Here is an 11,151-nt window from a genome sequence, read left to right as displayed (position 1 = left end):
CCTCGTGATCTCGTCCCTGTAAAATTATGCTACGGTTTCTTCTTTGAAGCAATAGATAGTTTTCAGACACGCCCTAGATAGATCCTTTAAAAGATCAACATGAAAGCTCGCAGTGAACTTATACACTTTTTCCGCTTCGAATGGGGGTGTTTCATTCAAGATGATTGTATCGAATTTCTCAGCAAGCGTTGGATCGAAAATATCGGTATCACGAAGTACATACTCCATTTTATTAATCCTCCTAGATAAGAAAGATTGTCGACATTGTCATTACTTTCACTAACTTCCTAACGAAAAAGCGCCGCGGCGACACAAAGCTACATTCATGTGAGTTTTTCCATTCCTATAAGCCTGATTTCATTAAGAATGTCCAAAACTGGATCGCTTTCTTGGGCAAGTTGTCGTACTAACTGAATATATGTGGTTAATTGACCCTTCTTAATTGGATCATCTAGCGTAGAGGTGAATGCTTCCAACTCACCTGCAAACTTTCGAAGTTCTTGTGACCTATACCAGTTTCTCATTTGAGTATCGATATTTCCCATCAAATGTTTTTTTCGGTGTTCTTGTTCTTCTAACTTCTCAAGTTTCTTTCTCTTTTCAGTCTCGACCTCACGAAGTCGCAGTTGTTCTTGTCTCTTTATTTCATCTTCTTGACCTGCAATGAATTTGGCTATTAGAGCCTCGCCACTTATTTTTAATAACGTCCTAAATATTTCCCCAATCTGTTCCTCTATTGGCACGTCAACAGAATCTGAGAACGTATTTGTTTCTGAAACTCTATTTTTCATTCTGTAATCTAACATTTCATGAAATTGAAACTCAAGTCTTCCACTTGGAAGTTTCTCGTACATTGGCCCGAATGTTGTTAATGACCTTTCACTGATCGATTCAGACAACAACGAACGCCTTTTCACCATAAGTTCCCTTACTTGTAATGAAAACTTTTGATCAAACAATCTTATTGCTGCATTATCGTCTTCTCTCGAATCAACTGAAATTGACCCGCCCAGTTCCTGAATGGATTGAATCAATATGTTCATAATTCTGGATACTCGATTAACTTGTTGATTGGATACAGCTATCGGAAGAACGGCTTTATTACGGCGATATTCAGTTTTACTGATCATGGAACGCTCAAGTATATCTCTAAACTTGTGTTCCTCGTCCCTTTTCATTCTATAAGTAATTTCTTCTTGATAATCGATAATAAGTGGATGATACTGAGAAACCCTTTTATTCACCCGAATTTCATCACACCACTTTAAGAAAATTTTCTCAGATTCGGGTGTAATTACATTCATTCCATTAAGCGCTTTCAATTGCTCAATTGATATATGGTTAAAATCAACAAATTCTAGTCGCCTTCCCCCAAACACAGCTCTTCACCCCCCTTGTGTAGAGAACGTGAAACCAGCTCTAAGAAGGTCATCCGTTAGTTCTTCAAGTTCATAGGTACTGCTCATTCCATCAGGTATAAAGTAACGACTTAAGTTATCGTTTAATAAAGCAGAAATACAGCCCATGAACTCAGAAATCCGGGGATAATCGTGTTTATTCAAATAAACTTTGTCGCCTTTATATAGGTAATTCGCAAAAGTGGACCTGGTCGATAACTTAGACAGATGTATGCCAACAATTGCATTCCGCATTTCGGCAAGCTGGTTAAAGTCATCTTCAAATTGACTTAGATAGGTCTTATTTTTCATTAACTTCGAAATGTCGATTGCAAACTTCATTTTAAACTTCATCTCTTTGACAATGCCTCTTAATTTAACAATATCCTCTGTAGTTTGCATAAGGTATTTGGGCTTGGAGCTATGTCTGCGAGGCCCGTTTACCAGTACAATTTTCATATCTCTATATTTTTTCATAGATTTTTCTAAAAAACGGTATTGGGTAAAAAACTCTTCTTCATTATATTCTGGTGCACGCAGCGGCGGCAGCAGTTCCAAAGCAAACGGTTCACCGTACTTTGCAAATGTATCACTAAGATTTTGAATAATCTGATTCAACTTCGCCGTGTCCTTCCAGAACGCATCATTATCCTTGTCATAATGCAAACGTAAAATATATGTTCCCTCCGGTTGTTCCTTAATCGAACCTGTCATCGTTTCAATAAATGAAATAGAACTTTGTATTTCATTCGGATATTCCATGCCTTTAATTTTCGCGGGAATCAAAATATTGACAGGTCCAACGATACTAACTCTACCTGTAGATACACATAAATTCATATACTCAGGCCAGTATTCGGTATCGTGTACATTCTCAAAAATCCAAACATGCATAACCAGCATTTCCAATTCGCCTTTTCGGCCATTAATGAATGGTCTATGGCGATTCTCTTCATACATTTCATCGATATCAAAAGGGTTGTTGTTATATCTGTGATTATATCGATTAATATAATAAAATTGTTCCCGTTCTCTATTGTAAATAAGTTCAACATATTCCTTGTAGTAAGGTCTAATGTAACTTTGAGCAAACTGAAATAAATTAACTCCATATCCACGGTAAACTTCTTTAACCCAAGCAATTAATGAATGATCCAAATATTTGAATCCAGTGATTGAAGGCTTTTCAATTTCTTGTTCTTTAATTTCCTCACATAAGATTATGAGTCTGTCCTTATATTGTTCAATGCCGGTTTCCCTCATTTTTCTGCTATCACAAAATTCATCTACAGCATAATTTAAATCCTCTTTGCAGTAAAAAAGATCGACATATTTGAGTTCGTTAAACCATGATCTATACATCTTATCAATACGGCTTTTTGTTTGTCTGTAGTAATCTACAATAAAGTCCTTACTTTTGGGAAAAATATTGCCGATCTCCTGTTCAATTTTTGATACTGACTGTTCAACTTTGATCTTCTCATAGTCTACGGCTTCCGGGTCAAGATAAGCATTAAAATAATCCATCACGTACTTGATTACGTTTGACATATTTTCAGCATGGTTTCTAAAATTAAACTCATCCAGCTTGTCTTTCTTCTTCATTTTTGCGATGTACTGCTCTACGGTTAGCATCTCCCACTCTCCTCTCATTTTTCAGAAATGTTGACTGAAGAAGTGAAGCCCAGACTTTGTAATAAAAAAACAAAAGACAAATAAAGTGTGCATCTGAGCTGAATTCGCACTCTATCTGTCTCAACGTCTATACTGAAGGTAATCTCACGAGCTGATTTTTTTCCTTGTGCAATGTTGGATATATTCGAACAATTCTGATCCTCTAAGTCCGTTTTCTAAAACAAATGTTATTTGATCTTTGTTCAATCCTGCTTCTTGAAACGATTTATAGTATCCTTTTATAATTTGTGATGTTTCCTTATGTGCCCTCCATGCAAAGCTAAATGGATCTTCTAACTTTCCAGTCTCTTTTTCCGAAACATCATACACTAACGCGTATACACTAGGAATTTTAAATCTTTTGACAATGCAGGTTCGATGCTTTCCTTCTTCTGCTACGAGTTCCCCATTACAATTCGCCAGCTGAATTTGATCATAATCGGGTACATCTTCTCGATACGTATCTGTTTCAAATTTTCTCAACAGTGAGCCACAGTGCTCAGATCTTCTGCATATTTCCAAAAACTCTTGTCGTTCTGAAGATAATGTAAGCATTTCCTGGACAGTAAATGGAGAGTAATCCCCCCATGTGTCTATTAAATTCTGTTTTTCAAACCAACGCCATACTGCGCACTTACGCGCATCACCTGTCAGCAAGTATGGGTAGTTTTTAATCTGACTAACATCGACATAGGTTGCTCTTGTCGAGCCTACTGTACCGACTAGGCGATCTCGTCTGAATTCATGATTTACGTATAAAAAATTCGTATACGCGTCATCATATCGAACGGCTATCTTATCTCTCATGTTTTTATTCCATAATTCAAAAGAAATCAAATGGTCTAGTTTATTGAACTTTTTGAGCCACCGTTTTAATTTATTATCCTGAATAATCTTTGTATAGATTCCCGGTAAAACCTCAATAAATTCTTCTTTGAACTCCGCCGTTTTTTCCAAATTCACTAAGTCTTCGAGAAAAAATTTTTTCCGATTAAAAAGTATCGTTAGATCATCAGAGTAATAATTGAGATTTTTTATGGATATAACATCCGGTTTCATTTGGGTAATCTCAAAATGATATTTCATACTTTAATAAATTCAGTCCCTATCGTTATCTTTTTTATTACTCTTAGGCAATCTGGGTAATTATTTAACAGGAAATCTACCAGGATTCCACATCTTAACTATTTTCGATCACAATTTCTGAAATCCTCCATCGACTTACAAAAAATCACAATTTTCTGATTCCAATAAGACATGCCATAGTTATATTTAACTGTGTCATTCGACAGAGCGAAAAACTCATAAACTAGATACTTAGCAAGATAAAGAATAGGGCACGCATAAGTGCGTGCCCTAAATTAGTACTTAAACTAAACAACTATTTCACAATTCCTTTTTATTGCCGAAACGACATTCATGATTTCTTTCGCATCGTCCATATTATCCTTAAATAACGTCGTAATACTGCCAAGGCTACGGAAAGGCTCTTCCATGAAAATTCGATTATCTTCGATCATACCATTCGCAACGATATAATCCACGATAAGCTTTACGAAGCGAATTTGTGTTGAATTCAGTTTTTCTTCGCTTAGAAATGCACTGAAGGCTTCGTTCGCCGCGGCGCGGTCAAGCCCAACCATTCTTCGTACTAGCTTACTTACTGCTGTATCACCGAACTCCTTCTCATACTCAGAACGACTTCCAAGCTCCTCCCATAGGATACGCTCCAGCGTCTGGAGATCGACTGTAGTGAGCTGCTTGTTATTACGGAGCTTGTAGATTGCAAGCTCATCCTTGTGCTCTTTGAGGTAGTGTTCTACCTTTTTCTTATAATCCTTTAAATTATTCGTATTATAGATGGCCCCGCTCTCTCGGGTTTCAATGATTTGATCTTTAAAGTCGGTGTAATAAATCTTCTGCTTACTCTTTTCAATAAATTTAATTAACTCGCGTAAAGCAACCCGTACTTCTTCCAACTCCAGAACATCAGCCTGCTGCCAGAATTCGTCGGTCTGCACCTTTTCGATAATATATTTCTTCTCCAATACTTGAGGAATAGTCCCAAGCTTACTAAGTGCTTCAGCGGTTCGTACAATACTCCGGATGGGTTTTGTAGCATTTTTTTGCTGTAAATATGCCAGGTCTATAGTATAGATTAACAGATCGAAACGCTTGGCAAGTTCATCATCTTGGAGAGGGGTGATCAGCGGAGCAATATGCTCCTTGAGTTCTGAGACGCTCGCAGCATTCAGGCTCTGCCATGAATCCTTATTCTTGTAGATCTCTACATACCGTTGCTTTAATTTTACACGGAAACTTTCTTCATTTAGATCCCTTACAGAACCTAAGAGATCACGGAGAAGATCTTCCCGATATCGGATATAGTCACTTTCTTCCTGGTACTTCAGGTGTTGAAACTCGCGCACAATGTCAAGCTTGGCACTAAAGAGCTTCTCTGTCAGACTCGCGCCAATTTCGCCCTCCAACCCTTTCGGATTTGCCCGGAAGAATTCAAAGTTATTACAGAAATCAAAGATCAGAAACCGCTCTTTATCCATCCCTATTCCAAGCAGGTCTTTACACAATCTTGTACCTCTGCCGATCATTTGCCAGAACTTGGACTTGGATCTTACTTTCTTGAAAAACACAAGATTAAGTACCTCCGGGATATCAACACCAGTATCGAGCATGTCCACCGAAACCGCGATTTGTGGAAACTTTTCCTTCGTACTAAAGTCATCTATAATCGAATCTACATAGTTAATGCTGTAATCTATTTGTTTCATGAAGTGATTGCCATGTTCCGGATATCTTTTATGAAAACGTTCGACGATCGCCTGAGCATGACGGCTGCTTTTAGCAAAAATAATGGTTTTGCCAAGCTGGTCTCCACCTTCTACCCGAAGCCCCTTCTCCATTAGCTCATCAAGAACTAGATCTATAGTGTTCGCATTGAATAACCACTCATTTATAGCTGTATTCGCAATGGAATCATCTACCGTCTCATCATCATCGAAAGTTTTCTCAAACTCCTCTTTCTCTTCCTCACTGAGTTCATCATAGTAAATCCCGTCTTCCATAATCTTGGTTTTCTTCTCTAATACTCTGTAATCTACCAAGTATTCATCTTCTACGGCTTTCTCTAACTCATATGCAAAGGTAGGTACGCCATTTTCTAACTCAAAAATGGAGTACGTATTCTTATCAATCTCATCCTTAGGGGTAGCTGTTAATCCGAGCAACATCGCATCGTAGTATTCGAAGATATCCCTGTATTTTTTATAGATACTGCGGTGGCTCTCATCGACAATGATCAGATCAAAATGCCCCGGAGTAAATAATTTCTTACCGTCCTGCCTCTTTGAATCATCAATCGCATTCATCATTGTAGGATAGGTAGAGAAAATCATACGGGATTGCTCAGGGTTATCCTTGTTCTCAAGCAAATTACATAACGTAAGACTAGGAAGCAGGTTGCTGAAATTACGTTTGGCCTGCTTCACAAGCGTCCTACGGTCGGCTAGGAAAAGTATATTTTTGACCACATTATGGCGCATTAATACATCTACGATTGAAATCGCCGTCCGCGTTTTTCCGCTACCAGTAGCCATAACGAGCAGCATCTTGCGCTGTTTATTCGTTATGGCATGACACACATCCATAACCGCTTGCTTCTGGTAGTAACGATTAGTAATCTTCTCATCAATCTCCACTGAGGTAAAAAGGACCTTACTACATCTCCGGTCTACCATGAGCTGCAGCTCATCTTTCGTAAAGAGTCCTGAAACCCGTCGCTGCGGATAGCCTTCCGCGTCATCCAACAGGTTGATCTCGAAACCGTTCGTCGTAAAGATCACCGGCCGCTGCCCCGTTTGGTTATGTAGACAGTCTGCATATAGTTTGGCTTGTTGAGAGCCAACGATCGGGTCCTTCCCAGTCTTCTTTGCCTCAATGATGGCTAGTGGTCTGCCGTTGCTGCCATATAGGACATAATCCACAAATCCTGTACCCGTAGCGTTAGGCATTCCCTCCACTGGCACCTCTGTTATACAGTCGCGTCCCATCTCCCAGCCAGCAAGTTTTAGCTCCAAATCAATATATTTAGACCTGGTTTCTGCTTCACTAAACGCATCAACTTCAAAATCATAGTTCTCAGTACTGGTTATACGTTGAGCCGTCATTGCCTCACGAAGCGCCTCATTCTCTTTGCGAAGCTCTTCTAGACGCTGATCCTTGGAACTCAGCTTCTCATAGAGGTCCTGCAGCTCCTGAGGCCTCGTACGCTTCTCTTCCCCGGTATGAAGGATCTCCTCATTAAAGTCTGGACAAGTGTATTCTTCGGCATAGCAGTAATCAATCCAGCGAACGACCTCATGCAGATTGCGGATCGAGAGTACTGCCTCATCCCTAGTTATTGAGGCATTCGTATGTACCGACGTGTTGCCCAATTTGATGATGTATTTCATCAGTGGAAATAGCTGAGGGTCAATGATCTGCCGAAACGTCGGCTCGTGAATGAGACTGGAAATGTTATCTTGATAAGGGATTGTCAATTCGTTATCAAACGTATACACCCATTTGATGGCAAGCTCAAGTGCCCGTCTAGCCAGAATCGCACAAGTTGCTGGAGAAACAAGAAGGCTCTTTTCCGCCTCAATAGCACTAGCTGCGAAGGATTGAAAGGTGGCCTTCTCTTTTAAGAAATCAAAGTTCGTACACATGGGCATCCCCCTAGAATAATTCGCCCTTGAACGCCCGCTGCATCAATGCATTAAAGTTATTCTCTAGTTCAGTAAGGCTTTGTTGAAGTCGTTGTTTTTGATATTCAATTTTTTTGACTTGCTCTGCAAAACGATTTTGGAGATCTAAAGGCGGATATAATACTTTAATATCTTTAACCATTGAGAGATTAAGATTTTTTTGCCTTACCCCTCTTTGTTGGCTTTTATAGAATTCCTTACCAAATTGTATACCATAGTAGACAAATACTGTATTCACCATACTGTCATTTAATTTTGCATATGCTATTGCCTGATTACATGCACAGTCCACTAAATTAATCGTTGACTTCAAGGCTGCTGTATCGTACATTCCAAGAAGCAAACTTTCTTTAGGTATTAATTTCGCTGATGAATTTTTTATTGCATCTTCATTAATGTGTTCTAAGCTATCTTTAGTGTATATGCTGTTTAGTTCACCAGAAGATAGCCATGGGATACTTCCATTGTAAAATTCTTTATTACTTCTTGAAGGCGTTCCTCCGGACTTCCATTCTCCAATTTCCTCGAGCGATATTATCTTATGATTTTTATTATTTTTTACTGGATCACCAAACATATCATAAAACAAACATTTTACCAGTTCATCACATACTTCGATTTGCACTTTTCTTTTGTCAATTAGCTCTTTGACTTTGTCGAGTGTATTCGCTATTTTTTGTTGTACTTCAAGGGTAGGTACATTTAACTTAAACTTATGAAAAAATGATACCGGCACTCTTTTTTGCCCTGCACTTCCAGTCATATTAATTTCGGCTAATTTTCTAAACTCTTTAGATTTTGTAATGTGATACAACCAATGACTATTTACTCCTGCTTTAGGCCTTAAGACGTGAAATTCTGTTGATCCAAAACCAATGTTATTTTTTAATCCTGTTAAGACAGCTCCCTTACCATTTTCCATACAAGGAGTTATCTTTGCAAATAATACATCTCCATTTTCAAAATAAGTAAAGCCAGCCTTAACTTCCCTTAATCGCTTCGTTTCGGTTAACTTAACCTCACCTTGTTCCGAAACGTGACTCATAGGGAGGAACGAAACCTCTAATTGGTCGTTTAACCCAGTAATATTTTTTGATGGATTAATCTCACATACATCGGCTAATGATATCATGTTCATCATAGTTTTAATCATATTCCCTACCTCTCAATCATCCCAGCCAACTCTTCAAGCCCTGCCTGAATTTCCTTTTCCAATTGTTGAATCTTCAAGAGTATTTCGCGAGGATGCGCGTATACTACTTCCTCATACTCAATTTCCTTGTATTTACTGATAGATAAGTCATAGCTATTATCTCGAATCTCCTGCACACCTACTAAAAAACTCTGCTCACTACGTTTCCGCGCAATCTCCCCTTGTAGATTGCCAAAGCGCTCTACGATATCTAGAATGTCATTCTGCTCGATTAGTTGTCTCTTATCATCAAGCGAATATCCGTCTGCTTTCATATCATAGAACCATACTTGATCTGTACCACCTGCTCCGGTCTTCGTAAAGATGAGAATGGCCGTACTTACGCCAGCGTAAGGCTTAAAGACTCCACTTGGCATTGAAATGACCGCTTCCAACTTATGGTTATCCACCAACTCTTTGCGAATGTCCCTATGTGCGTTGCTGCTTCCGAATACCACGCCATCCGGCACAATGGTGGCGCTTCGACCTCCGAGTTTGAGACTTCTAAGAATAAGCGCTAGAAACAAAAGCTCGGTTTTCTTCGTCTTCGTAATTTTTAGTAAATCGCCGCTTACTGCATCATAGTCCAGCGAACCTTTGAACGGCGGATTGGCGAGAATCAGTGTGTACTTCTCACTGTCTCTATTTTGTTCGGAGAGACTGTCCTTGTACTCAATATTAGGTTGGTCCACCCCGTGCAGTAGCATATTCATCGCACCGATACGAAGCATAGTTCGGTCCATATCGAAACCATGAAACATATCCTGATGAAAGTGCTTCTTAAGCCCAGCATGCAGGAACAAGTCCGCATGATGCTCTCTTACATACTCCTGTGCTGCTACAAGGAATCCAGCACTCCCCATCGCCGGATCAGCAATTACATCACTTGGAGTTGGCTTCATCAGACGAACCATCATCTCAATAATGTGCCGCGGCGTACGGAACTGCCCATTCGTTCCTGCTGTGGCTACTTTGGAAAGTAGATACTCGTACAAATCGCCCTTGGCGTCCCGCTTCTCCATGTCGATCCCGTCGATGCCATCAACAATCTTTGTCAGCATCTGAGGTGTTGGAATTTTAAAGATAGCGTCCCCCATATACTTGGAATAAGCTGAGTCTCCGTCTTGATGCAAGGTTTTAATAAAAGGAAACACTTGATTGAGCACCAAGTTATACATTTGGTTCGCTTCCATGTTCTTGAATTTGCTCCAACGCAAATCCTGCTTTTCGTTCGGAAACATTCCTTCGTAGGTTAAACCCAAGAAGGTCGCTTCGCTTTCCTTCGTGGTTTCTATATCATCCAACCCTTTAATGAAAAGAAGGTAGGTAAATTGCTCAATGACCTCAAGCGGATTCGTGATACCGCCTGTCCAGAAAGTCTCCCAAATCTTGTCTACTTTATTCTTAATTTCACCTGTAATCATAAGACCCTCCAATAATTTAGAAACATTCATGCATTATACCTAAAATTATAGCAAAGACTTATGACGAAAGGCTGTCACAAACAGATGTTCCCCATAAGTCTTCTTTAAATCATTTGATATTACATAATTCGACATAGAATAGAAAATTCCCTTTATAACTGTTTCTTTTATGACATATCTATTCTTTATTCAACTATACCTTTCATTATTAATTGTAACTTTAGTAGAGCAAGCCTTTCATCCTCATAATTAATAGAGTAAACAAGTACTCTTTTATCCTGTCGTCCCTCCACATACCATGACTCTAAAGGTTCTCCATTCGCCCAATTGACTCTATCATGATGAGGATAGAGCAATATAACTGTTCCTACACGTTCATAGCGAGTAAGATAGGCATACATTTGATAAAAATCTTCACGTTTGACACCATGCCGGTTATACGAGCTATCAATCATTTTCCACTTTGTATCTATTATCATAGACTGACCATGGATTCCTGAGATCAACAAGTCAGGTTCTAATTGAAATACACCTCGATCAGTACTATCCTTGACTAACAGTTTATACGAGCGATCTTTTACAACAACATGAGGTGCTAACCTTCGAATAAGGTATGCTATATAACACGCCTGTTGATTAACCAGAATCAGGAAGCCGAAAATTGAAAAAAGGACGCTCTTTCGATAAAATCAATTCCACCA

General features: G+C 39.1%; 8 protein-coding genes. All 8 read right to left on the bottom strand.

All coding sequences use genetic code 11. The annotated features are described in order from the left end of the window. Positions 1 to 24 precede the first annotated feature (24 nt). A complete protein-coding gene (locus NLX71_RS25220; protein ID WP_254366535.1) occupies positions 25 to 228 on the bottom strand; it encodes a hypothetical protein in 204 nt (67 codons plus the stop codon). 95 nt (positions 229 to 323) lie between these two features. Further along, entirely contained in the window at positions 324 to 1,379 is a 1,056-nt protein-coding gene (locus NLX71_RS25215; protein WP_254366534.1) for a hypothetical protein, read from the bottom strand. Between the two features lie 6 nt (positions 1,380 to 1,385). Beyond that, positions 1,386 to 3,032 (bottom strand): hypothetical protein, encoded by a 1,647-nt coding sequence (locus tag NLX71_RS25210; protein WP_254366533.1) that lies wholly within the window; start codon positions 3,030 to 3,032, stop codon positions 1,386 to 1,388. 144 nt (positions 3,033 to 3,176) lie between these two features. Beyond that, the gene (locus NLX71_RS25205) at positions 3,177 to 4,130 is read right to left on the bottom strand and encodes a hypothetical protein (protein WP_254366532.1); all 954 of its coding nucleotides are present in this window, start codon (positions 4,128 to 4,130) and stop codon (positions 3,177 to 3,179) included. 314 nt (positions 4,131 to 4,444) lie between these two features. After that, entirely contained in the window at positions 4,445 to 7,795 is a 3,351-nt protein-coding gene (locus tag NLX71_RS25200; protein WP_254366531.1) for a DEAD/DEAH box helicase family protein, read from the bottom strand. 10 nt (positions 7,796 to 7,805) lie between these two features. Beyond that, on the bottom strand, positions 7,806 to 8,987 hold the full coding sequence (locus NLX71_RS25195) for a restriction endonuclease subunit S (RefSeq protein WP_254366530.1): 1,182 nt from the start codon (positions 8,985 to 8,987) through the stop codon (positions 7,806 to 7,808). 5 nt (positions 8,988 to 8,992) lie between these two features. After that, positions 8,993 to 10,450 (bottom strand): type I restriction-modification system subunit M, encoded by a 1,458-nt coding sequence (locus NLX71_RS25190; RefSeq protein WP_254366529.1) that lies wholly within the window; start codon positions 10,448 to 10,450, stop codon positions 8,993 to 8,995. Positions 10,451 to 10,635: 185 nt separating this feature from the next. Continuing rightward, the gene (locus tag NLX71_RS27205; RefSeq protein WP_375377966.1) at positions 10,636 to 11,070 is read right to left on the bottom strand and encodes a 5-methylcytosine restriction system specificity protein McrC; all 435 of its coding nucleotides are present in this window, start codon (positions 11,068 to 11,070) and stop codon (positions 10,636 to 10,638) included. Between the last annotated feature and the right edge of the window lie 81 nt (positions 11,071 to 11,151).

It is taken from the genome of Paenibacillus sp. MZ04-78.2, from assembly GCF_024213375.1.
Lineage (GTDB): Bacteria > Bacillota > Bacilli > Paenibacillales > NBRC-103111 > Paenibacillus_G.
Note: the sequence above shows the minus strand (reverse complement) of the source record. Positions and strands in the feature narration are given on the sequence as shown.

Coding starts and splice junctions, on each gene's coding strand:
- NLX71_RS25220 (WP_254366535.1), bottom strand. CDS start 228: ATGGAGTATGTACTTCGTGATACCGATATTTTCGATCCAACGCTTGCT.
- NLX71_RS25210 (WP_254366533.1), bottom strand. CDS start 3,032: ATGCTAACCGTAGAGCAGTACATCGCAAAAATGAAGAAGAAAGACAAG.
- NLX71_RS25205 (WP_254366532.1), bottom strand. CDS start 4,130: ATGAAACCGGATGTTATATCCATAAAAAATCTCAATTATTACTCTGAT.
- NLX71_RS25200 (WP_254366531.1), bottom strand. CDS start 7,795: ATGTGTACGAACTTTGATTTCTTAAAAGAGAAGGCCACCTTTCAATCC.
- NLX71_RS25195 (WP_254366530.1), bottom strand. CDS start 8,987: ATGATTAAAACTATGATGAACATGATATCATTAGCCGATGTATGTGAG.
- NLX71_RS25190 (WP_254366529.1), bottom strand. CDS start 10,450: ATGATTACAGGTGAAATTAAGAATAAAGTAGACAAGATTTGGGAGACT.